Source organism: Terribacillus saccharophilus, from assembly GCF_046592595.1.
Taxonomy (GTDB): Bacteria; Bacillota; Bacilli; order Bacillales; family Amphibacillaceae; genus Terribacillus; species Terribacillus saccharophilus_C.
Map to the genome: position 1 here is coordinate 1 of NZ_JAWVPF010000006.1, position 22,894 is coordinate 22,894.

At 42.3% G+C, this 22,894-nt stretch carries 21 protein-coding genes; 12 read left to right on the plus strand and 9 right to left on the minus strand.

Annotation, left to right across the window (positions count from 1 at the left end; genetic code table 11):
* Nucleotides 1–202 precede the first annotated feature (202 nt).
* The 3 genes from SFC25_RS11065 (at nt 203) to SFC25_RS11075 (ending at nt 2,704) form a co-directional block, all read left to right on the plus strand.
* A complete protein-coding gene (locus tag SFC25_RS11065) occupies nt 203–1,117 on the plus strand; it encodes an LCP family glycopolymer transferase (protein WP_411215331.1) in 915 nt (304 codons plus the stop codon).
* Nucleotides 1,118–1,429: 312 nt separating this feature from the next.
* Nucleotides 1,430–1,843: an acyltransferase gene (locus tag SFC25_RS11070; RefSeq protein WP_411215332.1), complete on the plus strand. Its 414-nt coding sequence runs from the start codon at nt 1,430–1,432 to the stop codon at nt 1,841–1,843.
* 96 nt (nt 1,844–1,939) lie between these two features.
* On the plus strand, nt 1,940–2,704 hold the full coding sequence (locus SFC25_RS11075) for a tyrosine-protein phosphatase (protein WP_411215333.1): 765 nt from the start codon (nt 1,940–1,942) through the stop codon (nt 2,702–2,704).
* 74 nt (nt 2,705–2,778) lie between these two features.
* Here SFC25_RS11075 and SFC25_RS11080 read toward each other — a convergent pair whose 3' ends face one another.
* Complete coding sequence (locus tag SFC25_RS11080; protein WP_411215334.1) at nt 2,779–4,764, minus strand: hypothetical protein; 1,986 nt, start codon at nt 4,762–4,764, stop codon at nt 2,779–2,781.
* Between the two features lie 219 nt (nt 4,765–4,983).
* On the opposite strand from SFC25_RS11080, the gene SFC25_RS11085 reads away from it, so the two are divergent.
* Nucleotides 4,984–5,931, plus strand: a complete 948-nt coding sequence (locus SFC25_RS11085) for an LCP family protein (protein ID WP_411215335.1) — start codon at nt 4,984–4,986, stop codon at nt 5,929–5,931.
* A gap of 141 nt (nt 5,932–6,072) precedes the next feature.
* Here SFC25_RS11085 and SFC25_RS11090 read toward each other — a convergent pair whose 3' ends face one another.
* Genes SFC25_RS11090 through SFC25_RS11110 form a run of 5 tightly spaced genes read right to left on the minus strand, consistent with a single transcriptional unit; the run spans nt 6,073 to nt 10,867 of the window.
* Complete coding sequence (locus tag SFC25_RS11090) at nt 6,073–7,350, minus strand: TRAP transporter large permease (RefSeq protein WP_411215336.1); 1,278 nt, start codon at nt 7,348–7,350, stop codon at nt 6,073–6,075.
* 13 nt (nt 7,351–7,363) lie between these two features.
* Complete coding sequence (locus tag SFC25_RS11095; RefSeq protein ID WP_411215337.1) at nt 7,364–7,891, minus strand: TRAP transporter small permease; 528 nt, start codon at nt 7,889–7,891, stop codon at nt 7,364–7,366.
* Nucleotides 7,892–7,906: 15 nt separating this feature from the next.
* Entirely contained in the window at nt 7,907–8,935 is a 1,029-nt protein-coding gene (locus SFC25_RS11100; RefSeq protein WP_411215338.1) for a TRAP transporter substrate-binding protein, read from the minus strand.
* Between the two features lie 22 nt (nt 8,936–8,957).
* Nucleotides 8,958–9,869, minus strand: a complete 912-nt coding sequence (dapA, locus tag SFC25_RS11105) for a 4-hydroxy-tetrahydrodipicolinate synthase (RefSeq protein WP_411215339.1) — start codon at nt 9,867–9,869, stop codon at nt 8,958–8,960.
* On the minus strand, nt 9,857–10,867 hold the full coding sequence (locus tag SFC25_RS11110; protein WP_411215340.1) for a C-terminal binding protein: 1,011 nt from the start codon (nt 10,865–10,867) through the stop codon (nt 9,857–9,859). Before SFC25_RS11110 ends, dapA begins: the two co-directional genes overlap by 13 nt.
* Nucleotides 10,868–11,076: 209 nt before the next feature.
* Between SFC25_RS11110 and SFC25_RS11115 the strand changes: the two genes are divergently transcribed.
* The 5 genes from SFC25_RS11115 (at nt 11,077) to SFC25_RS11135 (ending at nt 15,345) form a co-directional block, all read left to right on the plus strand.
* Entirely contained in the window at nt 11,077–11,856 is a 780-nt protein-coding gene (locus tag SFC25_RS11115; RefSeq protein ID WP_411215341.1) for an IclR family transcriptional regulator, read from the plus strand.
* 89 nt (nt 11,857–11,945) lie between these two features.
* Entirely contained in the window at nt 11,946–12,896 is a 951-nt protein-coding gene (locus SFC25_RS11120) for a sugar kinase (RefSeq protein WP_411215342.1), read from the plus strand.
* Between the two features lie 13 nt (nt 12,897–12,909).
* Nucleotides 12,910–13,578, plus strand: a complete 669-nt coding sequence (locus SFC25_RS11125) for a bifunctional 4-hydroxy-2-oxoglutarate aldolase/2-dehydro-3-deoxy-phosphogluconate aldolase (protein WP_411215343.1) — start codon at nt 12,910–12,912, stop codon at nt 13,576–13,578.
* Nucleotides 13,578–14,603 (plus strand): zinc-dependent alcohol dehydrogenase, encoded by a 1,026-nt coding sequence (locus tag SFC25_RS11130; protein WP_411215594.1) that lies wholly within the window; start codon nt 13,578–13,580, stop codon nt 14,601–14,603. Before SFC25_RS11125 ends, SFC25_RS11130 begins: the two co-directional genes overlap by 1 nt.
* Entirely contained in the window at nt 14,596–15,345 is a 750-nt protein-coding gene (locus tag SFC25_RS11135; RefSeq protein ID WP_411215344.1) for an SDR family oxidoreductase, read from the plus strand. Before SFC25_RS11130 ends, SFC25_RS11135 begins: the two co-directional genes overlap by 8 nt.
* A gap of 61 nt (nt 15,346–15,406) precedes the next feature.
* Here SFC25_RS11135 and SFC25_RS11140 read toward each other — a convergent pair whose 3' ends face one another.
* Entirely contained in the window at nt 15,407–17,056 is a 1,650-nt protein-coding gene (locus tag SFC25_RS11140; RefSeq protein WP_411215345.1) for a Na/Pi cotransporter family protein, read from the minus strand.
* A gap of 467 nt (nt 17,057–17,523) precedes the next feature.
* On the opposite strand from SFC25_RS11140, the gene SFC25_RS11145 reads away from it, so the two are divergent.
* The gene (locus tag SFC25_RS11145; protein WP_411215595.1) at nt 17,524–18,816 is read left to right on the plus strand and encodes an amino acid permease; all 1,293 of its coding nucleotides are present in this window, start codon (nt 17,524–17,526) and stop codon (nt 18,814–18,816) included.
* Here SFC25_RS11145 and SFC25_RS11150 read toward each other — a convergent pair.
* Nucleotides 18,793–19,413 (minus strand): LysE family translocator, encoded by a 621-nt coding sequence (locus tag SFC25_RS11150; protein WP_411215346.1) that lies wholly within the window; start codon nt 19,411–19,413, stop codon nt 18,793–18,795. The genes SFC25_RS11145 and SFC25_RS11150 overlap by 24 nt on opposite strands.
* A 352-nt stretch (nt 19,414–19,765) precedes the next feature.
* Here SFC25_RS11150 and SFC25_RS11155 point away from each other — a divergent pair, with 352 nt between their 5' ends.
* Nucleotides 19,766–20,284, plus strand: a complete 519-nt coding sequence (locus SFC25_RS11155) for a sigma-70 family RNA polymerase sigma factor (protein ID WP_411215347.1) — start codon at nt 19,766–19,768, stop codon at nt 20,282–20,284.
* Nucleotides 20,285–20,450: 166 nt separating this feature from the next.
* On the plus strand, nt 20,451–21,797 hold the full coding sequence (locus SFC25_RS11160; protein ID WP_411215348.1) for a UDP-glucose dehydrogenase family protein: 1,347 nt from the start codon (nt 20,451–20,453) through the stop codon (nt 21,795–21,797).
* 33 nt (nt 21,798–21,830) lie between these two features.
* On the opposite strand, the gene SFC25_RS11165 is transcribed toward SFC25_RS11160, so the two are convergent.
* Complete coding sequence (locus SFC25_RS11165) at nt 21,831–22,820, minus strand: helix-turn-helix domain-containing protein (protein ID WP_411215349.1); 990 nt, start codon at nt 22,818–22,820, stop codon at nt 21,831–21,833.
* Nucleotides 22,821–22,894: the final 74 nt, after the last annotated feature.

The window sequence follows — 22,894 nt, forward strand, 5'->3', positions numbered from 1 at the left end:
TATTATACAATCTTTTCTATTGTATTTATTCCGAATGCGCTTCAGGAGATAAAGAATTCTTTACTAAGAGTACTAACTACTTATGCTGTAGTATTGTTCTTTGGAATATATAATTTAGTAATATTCTTGTATCGTCCTGAATGGCACCACGTAGTTCCCTATAGCTTCTTTAAATAATATCTAATAGTTGGAGTGAGTAAATGTGACAAGCAGAAAAGAATCAAGAAAAAATAGGAAGTTGTGGCTCAAAATCACTATTTCTATGATGTTAATTTTGTTTGCCTTTGTAATTATAATAGGGTTTATAACTTACAATAATACAAAACAAGTAGTCGGAGAAATACAAAAAAAATCAGATGCGATAGATCAGGCAAAGGTACAAGAAAAAGTAAAAAATCAAGAAAAGATCAATATTATTTTGTTAGGGGTAGATAAAAGAGAAGGAGATACTGGACGTTCAGATGCTATAATGGTGTTATCTTTAAACCCTACAAATGATACTATGAAGATCATTAGTATACCTAGGGATACACGTGCGGAGATAGTGGGTAATGGAACTGTAGAAAAAATCAATCATGCTTATGCTAGAGGCGGAGTAGATATGTCTATAAATTCTGTAGAGAAATTTTTAGATATAGATTTGGATTATTTCGTTGAGATGAATATGGAAGGCTTAGTAGATTTAGTAAATGCAGTAGGCGGAATTACAGTTGATAGCCAATTAGAATTCACATCGAATGGGTATAATTTTTCTCAAGGAGAAACTAATATGGACGGCGATAAAGCCATGGCCTATGTTCAAATGAGAAAAGAAGATCCAAATGGTGACTTTGGGCGAAATGCAAGACAACGCCAAGTTATCCAAGCTGTAATAGACAAAGGAGCAAGTATAAAATCTGTAAACAAAATCGATGATTTGCTTGATATATTAGGAAATAATGTACAAACAAATATTGACTTCAAAACAATGACTGATTTATTCCAGAATTACAGAAACGTACGGAAAAATACAGAAAATTACCAGATGCAGGGAACAGGAACGACAATTGATGGAGTTTACTATTATGAAATTGCGCAGGAAGAAAAAGATAAAGTACATGAAATGATTTTGAAATGAGAAAATTAATATAATACTACAAAGTAAAGATTGTAGAGAGTTGTGACTTTTCTCTACAATCTTTTTATTGATTGCGCTGTGAAGAAAAAGTTTTAGCACTAATACATTAATAACGTGAAGGTATAACTGTTTGATAGATAAAAGATAACGAAAAATTAGTAGAAGAGGTTTCGATTTGAAGATAAAGAGTAAATTGCATAATATGCTGTTAAGGTTAAGAGGAGAGGCATCTACAGAAGTATTGATTAAAAAAGGTTTAAAAGTTGGGAAAAACTTTAATAGGCTAGGAGGAGTAATTATAGATCCACCTCATTGCTGGCTTATATCCATTGCGATAATGTTACGATAGCTTCCCGAGTATATATACTAGCACACGATGCCAGTACAAAAACACTTACAGGCTATACTAAAATAGGTAAAGTAGAAATTGGAAATAATGTATTTATTGGTGCGAATAGCACAATATTGCCCAACGTAAATATTGGAAATAATGTTGTTATCGGGGCAGGAAGTGTGGTTTCACGGGACGTTCCTGAGAATACTGTAGTAGCTGGAAATCCCGCTAAGAAATTATATTCAATAGATGACTATATAAGTAAAAATAATAATATGATAAAGACATCGCCTGTATGGGATTATAATTGGACTATACATAGGGGTATATCCCAAGACATGAAAGATGAGATGGCTACAGATCTTGACGGTAAGATAGGATTTGTAGAATAAAGGTTTACAAAAGATATGAGACGAACATGAGACAAATTCTTCCTTGTCTCATGTTACCATTTTAGTAGTTAGATATACTGAAATGGGGGATTTCGGGTGATAGACATACATTGCCATATCCTGCCTGGTTTGGATGATGGACCTGGTACAATAGAGGAGAGCTTGAAAATGGCGGAGGAGGCTGTTTTCGAGGGAATTGATACGATTGTAGCGACACCGCATGATAGAGTAGATAATTCGGTGAATCATAGACAAAGAATATTCGCTGCAATAGATGAATTGAATGAGGCACTTCGTGAAGAAAATATCCCGTTGCAGGTGCTTCCAGGGCAGGAAGCTTTTGTATCAAGTGAATTATTGAGTGAACGCGATTTTCTGGATCTGCTTCCGGTAAATGTGAATACGAGCTATATTTATTTGGAATTGCCAGAGAAGCCGCTGCCTAGCTACGTCAAACAGTTGGTTCGGGAAATGCAGGCTACAGGTTTCCATCCTGTGATTGCCAATCCGGAGAAGAATCCTTACGTCACGCAGCATTCCGATTTTCTATATGATCTTGTAAAGAATGGCTGTCTTGTGCAGATTACAGCTGCAAGTGTGAATGGCGATCTTGGGGGAAAAGTACGGAAATTCACACATCAGTTAATCGGGGCGAATTTGGTACATTTCATTGGTTCGAATAATCATAGATCCGGAAAAGGATTTGGCTTGATGAAGGCGTACCAGGAAGTGGCCAAACAGTTCGGGAATGAGATGGCGTATATGCTGATGCAGAACAATTGGAAGATGGTTGAAGGAGCAGTTGTTGTTCGGGACGAACCAGTGAAGATCAACCGACGAGGAATGAAACGGATATTTTAATCAAAAGGCACACAGGAAGCCCTGTGTGCCTTTTTTATGATGATAATATATTGGTAAGCTGATGGATAGCTTTTTTATGATGATAATATATTGGTAAGCTGATGGATAGCTTTTTTCTGATACCGATAAAATGTAGCTCTGCTCATATTGCACATTTCGGCAGCGCGCACTGCATTGTCTGGAAAGCGGATAAAGCTGTTCCAAAGAACATCACGCTGGTCGGAAGTGAGTTGTTCTGATTGTTCCATGATAGACATAATTTTCGTTTGGACAGCATGTCCAGTCGCACAATCAGTAAAGTGATCTGTGTATTTCTCCAACTCGATTGTTGATTTGATAGAATGCAGTATTTTCCGTGTTTCTTCTGTTGTCAAACTAGAAATCTGCTTTTGCTTAAACGGCACCAAATCGAAGATCCAGTCCTCAAATGCCCCTTTGCGAAGATCCAACTCCAACACCTCTGCCTTTGCCCAGGATGTATCACAGCGTATATCTCCTGCTGGACGGCTTTTAAAGCCAATGGTTCGAAGGAAATGCCTTAGAGACTCATTCGTTGCGACAAGGATGGCGCGTTTGCCGGGCTCCAGCTTGGCAAGCTGCTCCATCATAAGCATGCCTGTCAGTTCTTGTCTTGTATAGGGGAGATGGTGCTCGGTTGCTGTTATAAGGATCGGTACAAACGTATCTGCTTGCAAAGCCGCTTGCCTGCAGCCTTCTGGTGTGAAGCAGGCTTCCAAATCTGCGCGGAAATGATGTAATAATAACGGTGCAGTCTTTGTTGTAAAATGCACCGTGATAAACATCCCTATTGGCAGATGTTGCTGATTACGTAATAAAAGGATACTTTCAGGGTCCAGTTCTATCAATGCATCCAGGAAATCATGATAATTCTGGTTATGTTCAGGATCTACACTATATGAACACCAGTCTTCTACTAAATCATGCAAAATCGGTATATCACTTTCGACGATATGATCTGTCTCCACTTTAGTAGTGGTAGAGGCGAAGTTTAAATATGCGTTATTTTTTGGCCATATATCTCTGTTCATTTTGAGTAACGCAGATGTGATAACGGCTCTATCTGTAGAGGAAGTGTCTGTTAGTTGCTGATACAGGACTTGCATACAAGTATTACGAAGGCTTGCTAGACGGCTTGGTTCGCGCATTTGAAAGTCTTGTTTTAGATAATTCTTTGCAATGTCGTGCAGCTTCAGGCCATATGGATGCAAGTCTACAAATGACAGCTCCTGCATAGCACGATACTCTTCAAGACCTATTGGGCGCTGTAATACTGCTGCTAGCATCTCCTGATTAGCATATTCCATCACAATCAATACTTCCATTAACGGATGCAGGGAAGCAGCGGTCACTTCTTTGAGTAATTTGGCACTGATTGTTTGACTCACAATGCGTATATCAGCTTTCCGGCTCTTAGTTATCATATCAGTAGCTAGGGCAAGTCCTAATGGAAATCCATCCGACTTGGAAGCTAATTGATGAGCCTGTTTCAACGGTAAACTTGAAACAGCATTAATATATTTTAGAGTTTCTTCATAAGTAAAATGTGTCAGCGGTAAAGAAATCGTCCTGATAAGCGGAGAAGCTACTGATTTTCTTGTTGCAAGGACAATACCGATTCCACTAGCTGCCAAGTGTGGAAGGAATGCATTGATAAACCAACTGTGCAGGGCTGTCAGTTCATCAAAATGATCTAAGTATAAAATGATTTTCCGTTCCAGCGGATTATGTATAAGTACATCAATGGATGCACCATGTTGATAAGGATGGATTAACATATGCAAATACTCCATAAAACCGGATGGAGCGTGTGGGCATATACTACCGTCTAGGAAAATTGTATGTATTCCTTTTTCTTTTGTATCATGGTTCATTTTTGCCAAGAGGGCACTTTTACCAATTCCACCCATGCCCGATACGACGAACAATGTGGAGACAGCCTGATCTTGTGCTAACCAGTTGTTGTATATAGTAAGTTCTTTATTCCGGCCAATGAAAACAGGCTGCCGGACAACTGGTTCAATAGGCGATAATTCCTCCACTTTAACCGCTCCTTTTAATTGTTATATGTTACAAAAATTATAAGTATATATTACTATAAATTTCTTTTATATATGACAAAAGTGACAAAATTAGACAAAAGTATTTTTTTTTCTGTCTATTCAAGGTGGATATTTTTTGCAAAACGTATGAAAACTATATTCCACTATTGCTTTTCATGCTATTATCTTTAGTAGGTATTTTTAGAAAGGCGGATTAACGTGACACTACAGCGTCAAACGCGCAAGAAGAAAAAAGTGCGTAAATTCAGAGTGTTTATGATGGTATTCCTGATTGCTTTCTTAGCAATCGGAGGGTATGCTGCTTATGAATATATTTCTGCTTCGCGAGCAGCGAATGCAGATAATAATCTCAGTGATGAAGTCGAATTTAATGGCTCAGATGAGAATGTAGATAATGTGAATGTGCTTGTACTAGGCAGTGATTCTCGCGGAGGAGATAGTGCCCGGGCAGACACGATCATGATTGCCAATTACAGTTCAGACTCAAAACAACCCAAGCTGATATCGATCATGCGTGATACGTATGTGAATATTCCGGGTTATGGATATAATAAGATAAACGCCGCTTATTCAATCGGCGGACCAGAGCTGGTTCGGAAAACTGTTACAGAAAACTTTGGGATCGACATTAATTATTACGCAGAAATTGACTTTAAAGGCTTTGAAAAGCTTGTTGATGCAGTAGTACCGGACGGAATCGAAGTAACAGTGACTCCGGAAATGACGACGGATGAGAAAGCATTGGGAGTGCAATTAACCGAAGGAACGCAAAAATTGCACGGTAAGGAGCTTTTGGCATATAGCCGTTTCCGTCACGACGCAAATGGTGATTATGGCCGAGTTCAGCGCCAGCAGGAAGTCCTTAGCAAGCTGAAGGAAGAAGTTGCTAGTGTGACGACTGTTGCGAAGCTGCCGAAAATGATTGGAATTGCGAATGGTTATGTGAGTACGAATGTCCGCAACGGTCTTTTGTTATCTATGGGTACAGACGTCTTGAGAGGGAAAACTGCAGATATTAAGACAATGCGTATCCCAATGGATGACACATACCATGATAACCGTTACGACGTTGGAGCTGTGTTGGAATTCAATGTTGGTGGACTGGAACAGAATGCACAAGAAGCACAATCCTTCTTGAATCAGTAGTACGATTTACATGGAATGCTTTTATTATAATCGATGACGTGTATATTCATGAAAATCGCAGAATGAACGAAATAAAGTAATTTCATTAGCATATAAGAAAACCCGGCGTTACTCTTTATAGAAGAGTGACACCGGGTTTTCTTATTCCAAGAAACCTAGAATTCCAATGGAAATAGGTGGAAGAAACGTGATGAGAGTTAATGCCAGAACCAGGACGAAAAAGAACGGAACAATCGATTTGGACAATTGTTCAATAGAAACACCTGAAATACCATTAGCCACAAACAAGTTGACACCTAGCGGTGGAGTAATGAATCCGATGGCTAGATTGACAACCATAATGATGCCGAAATGAATCGGGTCTATCCCTACTTCCGCTGCCACTGGAAGCAGAATCGGAGATAGAATGATGATAGCTGCTAATGTATCCATGAATGTACCGACAATCAGTAATAGAAGATTGATGAGAAGTAAGATGATGATCGGGTTTGTTGAGATGGCTGAAATACCATTTGCGAGCATTCCTGGTATTTCTTCTATAACGATAAGACGTCCAAATGTTTCTGCTGTACCTACGATGATTAATACGGTAGCTGTAGTAAGGGCGGATGTTGCGAATATCGATTTCAAATCCATTATTGCAAGTTCTTTATACAGGAATAGTCCAGCGAGCAGTCCATAGACGACAGCTACAACCGCTGCTTCGGTAGGAGTGAAAATACCTCCATATATCCCACCTAGTATAATGACTGGAACAATCAAAGCCCATTTTGCTTCATTTACGGATTTAAGAAAACCTTTAACAGTGAACTTCGTACCAGAACCACGAAGCTTTTTACGTTTAGCATAGAAAAAGCACCAAGCAACCAGAAAGATACCAACCAGTATACCCGGCAGAATCCCAGCCATGAATAAATCACCGATTGATGAACTTGTAGAAACGCCGTATATGACCATGGGTATGCTTGGCGGAATGATAACACCGATTGTTCCAGCAGCGGCAACGGAAGCGGCTGCAAATTTTCTATCGTATCCCATCCGTACCATCTCCGGTATTAGCATCGCCCCCATTGCTGCTACGGTTGCTGGTCCTGATCCGGAAATAGCGCCAAAAAACATGGAAGCCAGCACAGTAACAATCGCAAGTCCCCCAGGCAGTCTGCCGACCAGTGTGTCCGCTACATTGATCAGCCGCTTCGTAATCCCACCTTTGCTCATCAGTTCGCCTGCTAAGACGAAAAATGGGACTGCCATCAATGGGAAGGAATCTACAGATGTGATCAAACCTTGGGATAGTAGATCAATTGGCAGGCCTTCTACTAGCATTGCCAATATGGCAGCGAGTCCCAAGGCAATTCCAATCGGAACAGATAGTATCAGAAAGAGAAATAGACTCCCGAACAGAGTTGCTGCTATCATCTTCTCACCTCATTTATTTCGTTATCGTCTTATCTGGTGACAATGGGTTTAGCTCTTCATTATCCTGATTGCGCAATGATCTGATAGTCGTCAGGATGCTCTGGACTAATCGAATGACTACTAACGATAGACCTACTGGTGCAGCTAAATAAACATAGCCCATTGGCAGATTCAATCCGGCTGAGCGTTGTTCATACTGAAACAGATCAAAAGCCAAATCAAATCCTCTACCGATGATAACTAGACAGAAGACCATAAAAAGTACATCAGCACCAATTCGAACTAGAGTTTTCCACTTGTCGGAAAGCACAAGCAGAAGTGCCTCTACTTTTACGTGGCGGTTCGTTTTCACGCCATAGCTGATTCCGATATAAACCATCCAGATGAATAAATAACGTGCAAGTTCCTCTGTCCATGACAAAGAATCGTTCAGTAGATATCGCATACATACTTGAAGAAAAATAAAGAATGTCATGGAAGCAAGGAGCAGAACAAGCAAGTATTCTTCTGCATGAGCATTTATCTTCTTTAAAAGCTTCATTATTGACCTCCTAACTCATTGGAGTTTATCAATCTCAGCAATTACTTCATCTACAAGTTGATCATTTTCTACCATTTTTCTGCCGGATTCGTACACAGGTTCAGAAAGTTCTCGTAGCTTTTCCTTTTCTTCCTCAGGAAGTTCGGAGACCTGTACACCGTCTTCTGTTACAATTTGCAGGATGCGTTCGTCCTGATCAATCATCATGTCACGCTGATAGTCTTTTGCCTCCTGCATGGATTCATTGATGATCGTCTGTAAGTCTTTTGGCAGTTCATCATGGAATTCTTTATTCATCATGACAACGAAGGGAGTATAGATGTGATTGCTTAAGATAAGGTGTTCTTGCACTTCGTAAAATTTATTTGTTTCAATAAGTGCAAGCGGGTTTTCTTGTCCGTCCACGGTTCCTTGCTGCAGACCAGTAAATAGTTCACCAAATGACATCGGGGTAGGATTTGCCCCAAATTCTCGCCATGCTGCTATATGAAGCTGATTCTCCATCGTTCTAATCTTAATACCTTGCAGATCCTCAGCAGAGTCGATTGGCTTATTACTAGTAGTGATTTGCCGGAACCCATTTTCCCAATATCCAAGACCGACTATGTTTTGGGATTCCAAGTTATGCAATAACCTTTGTCCGATATCTCCATCCAGTATTTTGTAAGCTGTTTCTCTATCGGGTAATAAAAAAGGCAAATCAAAAATATAAAAGGAAGGGTCGAAATTGGCAACAGGGGAGGTAGACGATACGGTCATATGGATCGTCCCCCGCTGGACAGATTCCGTCAATTCCCGATCATCGCCTAAAACGCCATTCCCGTAGATTTTAATATCAAGCCTTCCTTCACTTCGTTCCTCAACAAGCTGTTCGAATCGTTTAAAAGCCTCATGGCCAGGATGAGTTTCTGCAATAGGAGATCCCACGACAATCGTATGCACCTCCTGGCCGTTTCCATTGACAGTGGAAGCTTGACAGCCGCTTAATACGAGCAGGGTCATCACCATGAAAAGGAGTCCTGCCCGCACGCTTGCTAGATTCATCTTTTACACCTCCGTAGATAGATCAGATGGATGGTATGCTGGATTGCAGGATGATGCTTATTTGCTGTTTCAAGTCCTTATTCGGTGGAGCGGCAGGAGGTAGAACATATGGTGAAACGGCGATATTTCGCTGTCTTAACGCTTCTTTGACAATGCCAACGAACGGAGAATCAAGCTTATACAGTTCCATGAGAGGTGCTAACTGCTGATGCAGGGACATGACTTCCTGGTAATTTTGCTTAGCGAATGCTTTGTATATTCCTGTAGTCAGTTCAGGGACGAAATTAGCTGTTGCTGGAATGGCACCATCTCCTCCGAGTGCCAAAGTATTCAGCAGTTGATCATCATAACCGCAGAACACTTTGAATGAGGGTTTAATAGGCTTCACTTTCATGATGATTTCACGCGTATGAGCAATGGAGTCGACAGTATCTTTGATACCGATGATATGTGGAAACTGTGTAGCTAAACGGAGAACCATGTCAGGTGTTAAATCCTGCCCTGTAAGAGCAGGGAAGTTATACAGGATGATTGGCAGCTCTATTTGTTCTGCAATCTCTTGATAATGCTGGAATAGATTTGCTTCGGACAAAGACCAGTAATATGGATTAATGATGACTACACCATCTGCACCGGCCTTTTGGGCATGCTGGCTTAATTCGATCGCTTCGGTTGTGCTTGGACTTCCGGTACCGATGAGAACAGGAACGCGATTTTGTACGTGTTCAATTGCAAAGGCTGCTACTTCTTTGCGAAGTTCCTTGGACATTTGACTGAATTCGCCGCCAGTTCCAAGGAAGAATAAGCCATTTACTCCGGAATCAATCAGATAATCAATCAATGTCGTCATGCCTGACTTATCCAATTGTCCCTTTTCATCCATTATTGTGGAAACGGGCGGAATGATTCCGTGAAACTGGGTTACTTGCTCCATGTTGTTTCCTCCTTCATGTTTAGTTGAATTGATTCTTTCACTTTTTGATTCACAAGGTAAGCTGGGTAAAAGCCTTGCAGCACATCGGCAATATTCTGAGCAGTTTTTCGTTTTAATTCTGCTTCGGATTCTTCTGAGTACCAGGCAGCATGCGGATTCAGGATCACTGGCTCCAGTTTGAGCAGCGGGTTATCTGGTGAAATGGGTTCTGTCTCTGTGACATCAAGCCCAGCACCGGCAATCTTCCCAGTTTCCAAGGCATGTATTAATGCTTTTTCGTCTATGAGAGGTCCGCGGGCAGTGTTGATGATAAAGGCTTCTTTTTTCATCAGATTGAATTGGTTGTCGCTGATTAATCCTTTTGTTGAATTAGTGAGTGGAGCATGGACAGAAATGAAATCAGCCTGCTGACATAATTCTTCGAGGGTGACTAGACGAATATGAGCATTATCTGCAATATCAGGAGAAACGTAAGGATCATAAGCAATGACGCGAAGTCCGAAAGCTTGTGCTTTTTGGGCCAGGTTACGAGGGATATTGCCAAAACCGACTAACCCAAGAACTTTATTTCGTAAACGGAAAATCGGGACGCTAACTTTAAAATCCCAATTGCCGGCTTTGACTTGTTCATTCAAGCGTACTGTCTTACGAGCACATGCCATTAACAGGGCGAAGGCATGATCAGCAACTTCATCCAGACAATAATCCGTCACATTGGATACTATAATTCCTTTTTCAGTCGCAGCATCCAAATCGATTGTATTGACTCCAACCCCATAGCGGGCAATTACTTTGCAGTTTTCTAAGTTCTCGATGACCCTTCGGGATAGTGGGGCATATTGATTGATGATTCCATCAGCATCCCGTGCTGCTGCTACCACTTCTTCTTCTGTGTGGCACTGTGTAAGAATTAGTTCTGCCCCCGCTTGCTGCAGTACCTCATGTTCAATTTGCATGGAGTCGAATTCATAATCTGTGACGACTACTTTAAAAACCATCGTTTTCCTCCTTATTCCTTATAGCGGAACATTGTTCCGCTATAATATTAAAAAGAATGACGCTTAAGTAAGCGCTAACAATAATCTCGGATATGGAAAAGATATCCTAAAGTAACCTCGCTGTCAACAAGAAAATTTCTCTTCTACACAAATTTGACAGAAGTAAATGCTTCGCATATTGTGAAAGAAAAAGATTGCGGGAGACATGTATGAATAGGGAAACAGGAACGAAGAACTCCGTACAGGCGGTTGACCGTGCGCTGACGATTGTTGAACTGCTTAAAAATAACCCCAGCGGGATAGGTGTAACAGAACTGTCGCATCATATGGATCTTTCGAAGAGCACAGTTCATCGGCTGCTCACATCCTTGCTTACTAAAGGGTATGTTATCAAGGATAACATGACAGAGCAGTATAAACTCGGTTTAAAATTCGTTGAGATGTCAGCTGTTGTTTTAGAGGGAATAGACTTAAGGCAAGCTGCAGCAGATATGCTTCGTGCGCTCGCTGATGAGTTTAATGAAACAGTTCATTTGGCAATCCCAGATCAGGGCGAAGTGGTCTATATCGATAAAATTGACAGCAATGAAACGATACGGATGATATCCAGAATCGGTAAAAGAGCTCCTCTTCATTGCACAGGTATCGGGAAGATTCTGCTTGCACACATGGATACAGAAGAAGTGGAAGCTATTATCCGGGTAAGGGGATTAAGGAGATTTACGGAATATACGATAACAAGTGAAAGTAATTTGATGAATGCGCTTGCGGAAATAAAAGAAAAAGGATATAGTCTGGATGAACAGGAACATGAACTTGGGATTAGATGTGCTGCTGTACCGATATTCGATAATAGTACTGCGATAGCAGCTGGTATCAGTATTTCGGGACCTGTTGATCGCATGACTGATGCTAAAATACAACAGATCATTCCTGTCTTGCAGCAGAATGCCCAAGAAATATCAAGGCGTCTGGGCTACTTAAAATAAATGTACGTATAACGTATATTTATTTTTTGTTGAATTAGCGGAACGGTGTTCCTTATTAAGGAACGATAGAGGAGAAAGGAGCATATAAAATGGATGTTGTGACATTTGGCGAGTCGATGGTATTATTCACACCAGCTACGGAAGGTACATCTCTTCAATTCAGTCATTCATTTGAAAAAACAATTGGAGGCTCGGAATCGAATGTAGCAATTGCTTTAAGTAGATTGGGTGTACAGGTAGGCTGGATTAGCCGACTGGGAGATGATGACTTTGGTCGCTATATCCTTCACTATGTACGGGGAGAAGGTATAGACACAAGACAGGTTGTCCTGGATGCAAACAAACAAACAGGTGTTTTCTTTAAGGAACGAGTTAATGAAACCGATTCCAAAGTATTCTACTATCGCAAGGACTCTGCTGCTAGTTTTCTTTCACCCGATGACCTATCCGCCTCTTATATTGGCTCCGCGAAGTTTCTTCATCTGACCGGTATCACTCCTGCTTTAAGCGAGTCGTGCCGGCAAGCAACGCACCATGCATTACGACTTGCAAAGAAATACAAGGTTACCACGGTTTTCGATCCGAATATTCGACTAAAGCTCTGGAGTGAGGATGAAGCTCGTAAAGAGTTATTGTCCATTGCCAGCCAATGCGATATCGTCATGCCTGGGCTTGAGGAAGGCAGCTTACTTACAGAAGAACAACATCCCGAAAAAATAGCACAAGTGCTGATAAGAAATGGTGCCAAGCTAGTCGTCATCAAACTTGGGGAAGCAGGAGCGTTTTACTCGGATGGGACCCACGCTGAGACAATACCTGGTTACCCAGTGGACAGGATTGTGGACTCTGTGGGAGCTGGAGATGGATTCATGGCCGGTTTCCTTACCGGCTTGCTTCGTAAATGGGATTATCGAAAATCTATTCAGCTTGCGAATCGAATTGGGGCATTTGCACTTACTGTCAAAGGAGACGTCGAAGGATACCCATATTGGTCCAGCGTAGATGATGTAGCCTTGATCAGAAAAGAAATCTATCGGTAAAGGATGAGGACTTATGTATAAATGGGACCGATTAAAGATGATAGAAGAAGGCGGCATTATTGCAGTGATAAGGGATATTCCAGAGACGCAGCTTATCGATGTAGCGGATAGTCTGATTGCAGGCGGTGTGACAGCATTGGAATATACGATGTCTACTCGTGGGGCTTTACAAGCTATCCAGAGTCTGGCAAAAAGGTATGGAGACACAGCTATTGTCGGTGCAGGAACGGTACTTGATAGTGAATCGGCATTACTTGCTATTCAGCATGGTGCTGAATTCATCTTTAGTCCTACATTGAGAAGAACAGTAGTGGAAACGACGCTGCGTCATGGCAAAATATCAGTCCCTGGGGTAATGACTCCGACAGAAATGCTGACAGCTCTGGAATGGGGAAGCGATTTAGTAAAAGTGTTTCCAGCAGATGACATGGGCGCAGGATACCTGAAAAATGTGAAAGCACCGATACCCCATCTTGCTATCGTGCCGACTGGCGGTATCGCTTTAAATAATATACAAAAATACCTCGATCATGATCCAGTAGCAATCGGCTTGGGTGGGAGCCTGTTGGACAAAGAATTAATTCAAAACAAGGACTATGCAAGACTGACAGAGTTGGCTAGAACCTTTGTATCGCAGGTCCAAGCAAGAAAACTAGCAAAGAAGGGAGAGACAATCAATTGATGCAAGCTGGCACGTATATTGGTCTAGAAACATTAAGTGTGGAACAAAGAAAGATTCCATCTCCCGGTAAGGGAGAAGCTTTAATCAAGATAGCTTATGCAGGAATATGCGGCACAGACATGATGATCTACCAAGGCAAGCATCCTCGTGCAAAGGCCCCATTGATCATGGGGCATGAATTCAGTGGAACGATTGAAGCTTTAGGCAGCGAATCATGCTTTAGCAAGGGTGATAAAGTAGTAATAGAGCCGACACTTAGCTGTGGTACGTGTAAAGCTTGCGAAGCAGGCCAACATCAAGTCTGCAAATATCTAAAGTTGATTGGGATAGATATGGACGGCGGATTTGCTTCCTTTGCTGTTGTACCAATAAATAAATTGATCAAAGCGCCCGACGTGGAGCTCTCACATGCGGCACTGACAGAACCACTTGCGGTAGCAGTCCATACAATTAAACGATCCGGACTGCAGATTGGAAATACAATCATCATATTAGGAGGCGGACCGATCGGTTTGCTGATCGGACTCGTTGCAAAGCAAGCTGGCGCAGGAGAAGTGTTGATTTCTGATATAAGCCCTTACCGCCTGTCTAAAGCGAAGGAACTTGGCTTTACAGCGATCGATGCCCGAACAGAATCTGTTGCTGAAATAGTCAACGCCAAAACTGACGGGAAAATGGCAGATATAGTTTTCGAGGTGGCTGGCAATCAGATAACAGCTAACCAGATGACTGAGCTGGTTAGAATACAAGGGAAGATCATGGTCGTTAGTGTATATAAACAAGCACCGGCAGTAGATTTGGCTATTATGCATTTTAAAGAGCTTTCCATACTGACAACTCGTTGTTATAGCAAAGACGATTTTAAGACCGCAATAAAATTGATAACAAATAAACAAGTCAATGTAGAGCCGCTCATTTCGCATAAACTGCCGCTAAGCAGACTGGAGGAAGGATTTAAATTCATGCAAAATCCGGAAGCTGCATTAAAAATCCTTTTTTATCCGGAGGAGGATACTGATGTTTGATCTAACAGGGAGAGTTGCAGCTGTAACAGGAGCAACAAGAGGTATCGGGCGGGCAATTGCGATTGCACTGGCCGAAGCAGGTGCAGATATAGCACTTTTGCAGCGCAATCCTGCTAATAAAGAGGTTAAAGAAATTATTGAGTCCTATAATAGGAAGTGTGAAATCATACCTTGTGATCTTCATGATATGGAGCAAGTAAAAGCAGCTATACCTGAGGTTTTAAACAAGTTGGGAGATGTCGATATATTGGTTAATAATGTCGGTATTCAATCTCGAGCCCCTGCAGTCGACTTTACCGAAGAAGAATGGGATCGGGTAATTGACGTCAACTTGAAGAGTGTGTGGCTGCTATCGCAGCAAGCTGGTCGCATCATGGTAGGAAAGAAAAGCGGGAAGATCATAAATCTTGCTTCCTTACTCTCCTTTCAGGGTGGTATCACAGTTCCTGCATATGCGGCTGCAAAGGGAGGCATTGCACAACTGACAAAAGCACTAGCAAATGAATGGGCAAAGTATAATGTAAACGTCAATGCGATTGTCCCCGGCTATATCTCAACTGAAATGAATACAGCTTTAATCAATGATGAGTTGAGACGCCGTCAGATACTCGAGCGTATACCTGCAGGAAGATGGGGTGACGCAGAAGATTTCAAAGGTGCAGCTGTGTTTTTAGCATCCAAAGCATCAAATTATGTGCATGGACACTTGCTGGCGGTTGATGGTGGGTGGCTTGGAAGATAATATGCTCTTTCATTAAAAAAGATCAAGCCTTCATGAAGGCTTGATCTTTTTCTGAATTAATTTAGGTAGCAGAATGCATATGCTTGGATTCGCCAAGTACAGCTTCTGCGATATTCACTGCATGATCCCCGATACGTTCCAGGTTGCTGATGATATCTATGAAGACGACACCAGACTGGCCGCTGCAGGAGCCTTCCGTCAAGCGCTGGATATGCTGCTTGCGAAGCTTGCGCTCAAGCGTGTCGATTTTATTTTCTTGTTCTACCACTTGTTTTGCATGATTTTTATCATTGTTTTGTAAAGCCAGCATCGCATCACGTACCGTGTCAGTTGTAAGAAGGAACATATTTGTCAGATCTTCCATTGCACTGCTGGAGATTTTGACTTTGTTCGACTGCTGGTACTCAACAAGCTCAATGATGTTCTCGAAGTGGTCACCGATACGTTCGATATCGCTGACGGCATCAATCAATGCACCATGCTCTTCCGATTCCTGTGCAGATAGCGACTCAGCGGAAATTTGGACAAGATAGTCCATGATCTTGCGGTCGAAGTTGTTGATAGCTTCTTCAATTTGATAAGCATTATTAGCATGTTTCACTTGTTTTGTCTGCAAGAATTGGTTTGTTTCTTCCAAGCCCTGGACAGCCACTTCACCCATGCGTACCACTTCTTGCTTCGCATTGCCTAATGCCACAGAAGGAGACTGCTGGATCATGACTGGATCCAGACCCTTTGTATTGTAATCTACCACTTTATCCTCACCTGGAATCAATTTCGTAACAATCCACGCGAGTACAGCTACAAATGGAAGCTGGATCAACGTGTTCGTAATGTTAAATGTTCCATGTGCGAACGCAATCGTCATACTCGGGTTCAAATCCCACGTTGCCTGCATCCAATTTACGAGTGCAGTATACGGGATAAGCAGGATCAAGAAGATCAAGGTTCCGATCAAGTTGAATAGTACATGTGTTGCTGCTGCTCTTCTGGCTGCAATGGAAGCACCGATAGAAGCAAGTACAGCTGTAATCGTCGTTCCGATATTATCCCCGAACAGGATCGGCAGCGCTGCCTGCAAATCAACAAGTCCCTCTGAATATAGACCTTGCAGGATACCAATTGTTGCACTGGAGCTTTGAACGATTACTGTAAATATTGTACCAGCCACAACCGCCAAGATTGGGTTGTCGCTTAGCTGCACCGTCAGATCATGGAAAGATTCCAGGCTGCGAAGCGGCTTCATTGCTCCGCTCATCAGCTCAAGACCATAGAACAATGCACCAAAGCCAAAGAAGATCTGACCGATATTGTTGATTTTTTTGTTTCTAAAGAAGAATAGCATGAAAGCGCCGACAGCTAGAATAGGCAGTGCGTATGCACCGACATCCAAACCGATGATAAAAGCGGTGACTGTAGTACCGATATTGGCACCCATTATGACACCGATTGCCTGGCGCAGCGTCATGAACCCAGCGCTTACCAAGCTGACTGTGATAACAGTCGTACCAGAGCTGCTCTGGATCAGAACCGTCACAAGAATACCAGCAAGTACTCCCATGAGCGGGTTTGTCGTAAATTTATCCAAGATGTCGCGCAATTTGTCACCGGCCGACTTTTGCAGTCCATCTCCCATCGACTTAATACCAAATAGGAAAATACCTAATCCCCCGATGAACGAGAAGATTAATTCCTGTACATTTATATCCAAACTTTTCACCCCTAAGGTTAATTATCTGCTGCAAACACGACTATTATGTCTAAATGTTAAGCATGTGTAAAGGTGATGGTTAATTTATTTACAAAACCTTTACAAAACTATGTGGATAAAAGTAAAAAAGTGTCATATAAGCAAGTAAAATACAAAAAAAGAGTTGTTCCCAGTTGGAACAACTCTTAAAATCAAAGCAAATCACTATATCCGTCAATTACGAAGTAAATTGTTAAGATCATCATTACAGCGAGTAATATCAGCATCGTGTAGAAGAATGCCTTTTTACCTTTAGATGGTTTAGAATCCATTATACTGCTCCTTTTGCGTAATCAATAATAACATCATACCATGCTTGTCTTACATAATTCCATCGTTACTCCTCATACTAACAGGACGAGGAGGGAACGGACTTGAAAAAGCATCCAGGTAATAAAGGACAAGGTAAAACATCCAATACAGGCAATATGAAATGGTGGCAGCTGTCGCTTGTCGGGATAGGCTGTACGATCGGAACGGGATATTTCCTCGGATCCGTTATCGGCATCCATTTGACTGGTGCTTCCATCATCATCTCTTTCGTATTGGCTGCGATAGGTACACTGATCGTATTTTTATCTCTTGCAAAGATGACGGCAAATGATCCGCAGGAAGGATCGTTTTGCTATTATGCCGGCAAAGCTTTTGGCGGCTGGGCAGCTTTCAGCTGCGGATGGAGCTACTGGTGCTCCAATATCCTGATCATGGGCAGCCAGCTGACGGCGATTTCACTTTTAAGCCAATTTTGGTTTGAGAATGTGCCATTATGGGTGTTTTCCGCCATTTACGCTGTGCTGGCAATTATTGTGGTCCTGACAGGTGCAAAGGGATTCAATAAGATGGAGAATGTCTTTGCGGTCGTCAAGACAGCTGCGATTACGATGTTTATTATATTGGCTGCACTTGTGTTATTTAACGTTATCTCTACAGAATCGACGTATAAGCCTTTTGAGGAAAGTTTCCTGCATGATGGTTATAAGGGGTTATGGGCATCACTTATTTATGCTTTTTATGCTTTTGGGGGTATTGAGGTTATCGGAATGATGTCTATGCAGCTGAAGAAGAAGGAAGAAGCCGCAAAGGCAGGGACAATTATGCTGATCGGGCTGGCGATACTTTATGTGGTTTCGTTGCTTTTGGCTATCAGCATGGTGAAGACACATGACTTCAAGATGAATGAAAGTCCGTTTGTCACTGCGCTGTCGAAAACGCCGCTTGATTTCTTCCCGCATGTGTTCAATGCTGCTGTCATCATAGCAGGGTTCTCCACTTTATGTGCAGCACTTTTTGCGGTAACGAATTTGCTTGTCGTTTTGGCAAAGGACAAAGATGCGCCGCAGCTGTTTGCTAAGAAACTGAAGTATAAGGACCTTCCTTTGGCAAGTATGCTGCTGGCGGCAGTGGGTTTGCTCGCGAGTATTATCACCGCTTTATTATTGCCCGGGAAAATATATGAGTATATCACTACCGCGGCAGGGCTGCTGCTGTTGTACAATTGGCTGTTCATACTGGCATCTGCCTGGAAAATTGAAAAGTTCAAGATGGTCAATAAGCTGGTGACGGTAATAGCAGCCATCCTGCTGTTCGCAGGTATCAGCGGAACAGCAGTAGAAGCTGAAGTACGTCCAGGCTTATATGTAAGTGCCGGATTCGCTGTCCTTATTCTGATTATCGGCATCTGGGTCAAACGCAAAAAATCACAGCACACTCAAAATGCCTAAATATCCGAAATAGAGACCAAAACCGAGCAAAGACATCCCGGAAACAAATGTGATCAGCTTCAGCAAACCGTCATTCAGGAAACGACGCAAACTGCTGGATAAAAGGGCGATCACATTATCCCAAAGGAACACACCAACAAAGATGCTTATCGTGTAAAGCAGCAAATGATCTGCCTCGCCTTGCTCGACGATCTTGGCAAGAACGGAGCCGTAAACGCCAACCCAAAACATAATACTGATCGGATTAACGAGAGCGAGAAAGAATCCATACCGGAGTCCTTGGAGCGGAGCAACTGTTGTCATGCTAGCACGGGTCAATGTACGAGTCTTTAAGACGCTCTCAATGCCAAGAAAAAGGAAGACGAAACTGCCAAAGAAATAAAGAAAAGACTGAACAACAGGGATCATGATGACATGATAAAATCCAAGATACACAAGCAGCATATACAGAATATCTGCCAGCATCGCACCGAACCCGACAGATAAGCTTTGCAGGAATCCGCCGCGGATTCCTTTTTCCATTTGAGCGGCATTGACTGGACCTACTGGTGCGGAGAGACTCACTCCCAATAATATATAATTGAGTATATTACCCATGCTTGGCCTCCTTTTGGCTGACTTGTACAGCCTATTCAGAGCATGTGAAGGGTAGTCCCTCTTTTTATTTTACAAATTATTAATACACTATTTTGATACACGCATTTCTTAATGGAATATGCGTGTTTTCGTTTTGGTTCCAGTAAATGTGACAGATTCTGCAGTTAAGTTCCTGTAAAAACAGGCGTTTTCTGCTTCAAGATGTCGAACATGGTAAATTAACCCTTTTCTTGCAAAACTTTCGATTATAAGACAGAATAGCGAGGGGTGAACAAAAAGTCCTAATTTTTGTAAAGGAGGAGAGAGGTTTATAAGCTGTTCTGCCCATAAAAAATTAAGGGAGAAGATACCGATGTCGGACATCCGCAATATTGATTTTCATACAGTGCTTGAACAGTACAAGAATATGATCCATTACCATATCCACCGATTGGGTATCCGGGATACACACGACGAGTTTTTACAGGAAGGCGTAATGGCATTATTTTTTGCTTACAATGGCTATGAGGAAACAAAAGGCACCTTCGATTCCTATGCCAGCCATATGATCCGTCACCGACTCATCGACTACCTCAGAAAAATCATCCGCGAACAAGAAAAAACCGACCTCATCATCAATGAAGCCCACACAAAAGAAGCAATCCAGCAAGAACTCGACTTGATTGAAAAACAAGAATTCTGGAAGCGTGTCAAACATACACTCACGGATAAGCAATGGAAATGGGTGTACTGGTACATAATCCATGGGTATGCAGTGAAGGAAATCGCCGCAATCGAGCAGACGACAGAAGATGCTGTGAAGAATTGGGGGAAAGAAGTGAAACGCAAGCTGCGGGATAGTGCATTTATTCAGGAATGCAGGAAGAAGTAAGAGGTAAAAAGCATCGTTCCTTTTGGGAAAGGTGCTTTTTTTATGTAAAGGGATTCTATAGTTTACGAAGATACTTTAAAGCTTGTGTAAATATGCTTATTTATTGGAAATTCGGTGCTAGAATGCTTCATACAAACATACTTTATTCAAATAGGATGTGACCTCAATGAAGAAGAAAATCGCAGTAATCGGAACAGGTTATGTGGGACTGGTTACAGGAGTAGCGCTTTCTGATATTGGACATCAAGTATATTGCTTGGATGTAGATCCAAATAAAATAGATAAGTTAAATCTCGGAATTTCCCCAATCTATGAGCCAGGGTTGGAAGAATTGATTCATAAAAATATGCATGCAGATCGACTTCATTTCACGACTGACCACAGCATCGCCTTCCATGATGCGGATGCTATCTATATTGCTGTCGGTACCCCGGAGAGAGCGGACGGTTCTGCTAATCTTGACTTTGTACAGCAGGTAGCAAGGGATATCGCTGCGCATGTAACGGATAAAGGAGCAGTTGTTGTCACAAAGAGTACGGTTCCTGTTGGCACGAATAAACTTGTGAAGCATTGGATCTCGGAGGCGCTTGATCGCGACGTGAAGATTGAAGTTGTATCCAATCCCGAATTTCTTCGGGAAGGCTCTGCTGTACATGATACGTACAATGGTGACCGTATCGTAATCGGTTCAGAATCTGAAGAAGCAGCAAATCTAATTGAAGAAATCAATAAACCATTCGGTGTGCCGGTATTCCGTACGGATATCGAAAGCGCTGAAATGATCAAATATGCGTCCAATGCTTTCCTGGCAGCGAAAATCAGCTTCATCAATGAAATTGGTACGATCTGCGGCAAGCTTGGTGCCAACATTGAAGATGTTGCCAAAGGAATGGGGATGGACAAACGTATCGGTGATAAATTCCTGAATGCTGGTATCGGTTATGGCGGCTCTTGCTTCCCGAAAGATACGAAAGCACTTGTTCAGATTGCCGGCGGCGTGAATCACACATTTGACTTGTTGGAATCGGTTATCAATGTAAACAACAAGCAGCAGCAAATTCCTGTCGATATGGCGCAAATGGTCGTACGCGGCGGACTGGAAGGCAAGAAAGTTGCCATGCTTGGTCTTGCATTCAAACCGAATACCGATGATATGCGCGAATCAGCAAGTATTGTGCTTGCACAGAAATTGACGGACCTTGGTGCGAACATCTCCGCATTTGACCCAATCGCTATGGACAATGCGAAGCGATTGCTTCCAGAGACTGTCCATTATGCAGTGAGCACGAAGGAAGCACTCCAAGACGCAGATGTAGCGATCATCGTGACAGAGTGGGATGAATTCAAGGATCTCCCGCTAACTGTTTTCGAACAGCAGATGAAGCAGCCAATCGTTATCGATGGCCGTAACTGCTATCCGCTCAGCTATGTAGAAACGGCGAACATCGACTACTATTCTATCGGACGTCCTTCTGTCATCCAAGCGAAAAAATCCAATCAGCCAGCAAACTAATCCAAAGCCGACAGCTAATGCTGTCGGCTTTTTTTATGCTTGCTCCCGGAATTTCCGAGGTGTGAGGCCAGTATGTTTCTTGAACACTTTTGTGAAATAGCTTTGGTCGTGAAAGTGAAGCAACGCACAAATGTGCAGCAAGGATTGATCTGTCGTCCTAAGCAAAAGTTTGGCTTCCTCAATGCGAAGATGCTGGATATAAGTTCGTATCGGCATGCCAACTTCCTGTTTGAACCGGGCAGAAAGGTAAGTCGGATTCATTTTCAGCATATCGGCCAGCTGTTTCAATGTCAGCACTTCATAAAGATGCTGGTAGATATAATGGACACAATGCGCGATTTTACGCGAATATGTGCCTGCTTTTATTTCATTTACTTTGTCAGCGAATGCGCACAGTGCTTCGGTTTGTAGGTGTATAAGTGCTGAGAGATTTGTCTTCTCTTCGATCTGCTGGATATACACATCACTCATTGTAAAGGCAAGCTCAGGAGCCAGTCCTCCGTTGATGGCAGCGCGGGTTGCCAATGTAATGGCTGTTATAGCTAAATTCTTCCGATTTCTCAATACGTTTTGCTTTGCCAATGTTCCGCTTAATTCATCGGGGAAGCTCTGCAGCTGTTTCTTCACGAGTTCAGGCTTGCCGGCACGAATACAGTCGAAGAGTTTTTCCTCTAAATAAGGGTGATGGTGAAAAGTGATATTCTGTCTGTTCTCAGCTGATTGGATCATCGGCAGCTCCAAAGAAGGCTTTTGCAGCGCAGCCGCATCCAGCTCCTGCTGGTACAGCATGTAATAAGCAAGTGAGCCGATATTGATCAGTTTCTCCTTTGATAGGTTTGTTTCTGATGCTGGGCCTAGCTGCAGCATACCGCCGTTATCTTCAAATGGTATGAAAAAAGAGTACCCTGAAGTTTCTTCCTTTAGATAAGGAACGCTGGAGAGTGTCGATTCTGACTGATAGGTAACAGGTATAGAAAAAGTTTGATGAAGTAATCGTGTGACGGTGGACCAGTCGTTCGGCATAGGGAACCTCCATTGCAGAAAATAGAAAGTAACTACCAAAAAAACGAAATTAATACCAGAAATGTAATCGTTAT

Coding starts and splice junctions, on each gene's coding strand:
- SFC25_RS11090 (WP_411215336.1), bottom strand. CDS start 7,350: ATGATAGCAGCAACTCTGTTCGGGAGTCTATTTCTCTTTCTGATACTA.
- SFC25_RS11095 (WP_411215337.1), bottom strand. CDS start 7,891: ATGAAGCTTTTAAAGAAGATAAATGCTCATGCAGAAGAATACTTGCTT.
- SFC25_RS11100 (WP_411215338.1), bottom strand. CDS start 8,935: ATGAATCTAGCAAGCGTGCGGGCAGGACTCCTTTTCATGGTGATGACC.
- dapA (WP_411215339.1), bottom strand. CDS start 9,869: ATGGAGCAAGTAACCCAGTTTCACGGAATCATTCCGCCCGTTTCCACA.
- SFC25_RS11110 (WP_411215340.1), bottom strand. CDS start 10,867: ATGGTTTTTAAAGTAGTCGTCACAGATTATGAATTCGACTCCATGCAA.
- SFC25_RS11115 (WP_411215341.1), top strand. CDS start 11,077: ATGAATAGGGAAACAGGAACGAAGAACTCCGTACAGGCGGTTGACCGT.
- SFC25_RS11120 (WP_411215342.1), top strand. CDS start 11,946: ATGGATGTTGTGACATTTGGCGAGTCGATGGTATTATTCACACCAGCT.
- SFC25_RS11125 (WP_411215343.1), top strand. CDS start 12,910: ATGTATAAATGGGACCGATTAAAGATGATAGAAGAAGGCGGCATTATT.
- SFC25_RS11130 (WP_411215594.1), top strand. CDS start 13,578: ATGCAAGCTGGCACGTATATTGGTCTAGAAACATTAAGTGTGGAACAA.
- SFC25_RS11135 (WP_411215344.1), top strand. CDS start 14,596: ATGTTTGATCTAACAGGGAGAGTTGCAGCTGTAACAGGAGCAACAAGA.
- SFC25_RS11145 (WP_411215595.1), top strand. CDS start 17,524: ATGAAATGGTGGCAGCTGTCGCTTGTCGGGATAGGCTGTACGATCGGA.
- SFC25_RS11150 (WP_411215346.1), bottom strand. CDS start 19,413: ATGGGTAATATACTCAATTATATATTATTGGGAGTGAGTCTCTCCGCA.
- SFC25_RS11155 (WP_411215347.1), top strand. CDS start 19,766: ATGTCGGACATCCGCAATATTGATTTTCATACAGTGCTTGAACAGTAC.
- SFC25_RS11160 (WP_411215348.1), top strand. CDS start 20,451: ATGAAGAAGAAAATCGCAGTAATCGGAACAGGTTATGTGGGACTGGTT.
- SFC25_RS11165 (WP_411215349.1), bottom strand. CDS start 22,820: ATGCCGAACGACTGGTCCACCGTCACACGATTACTTCATCAAACTTTT.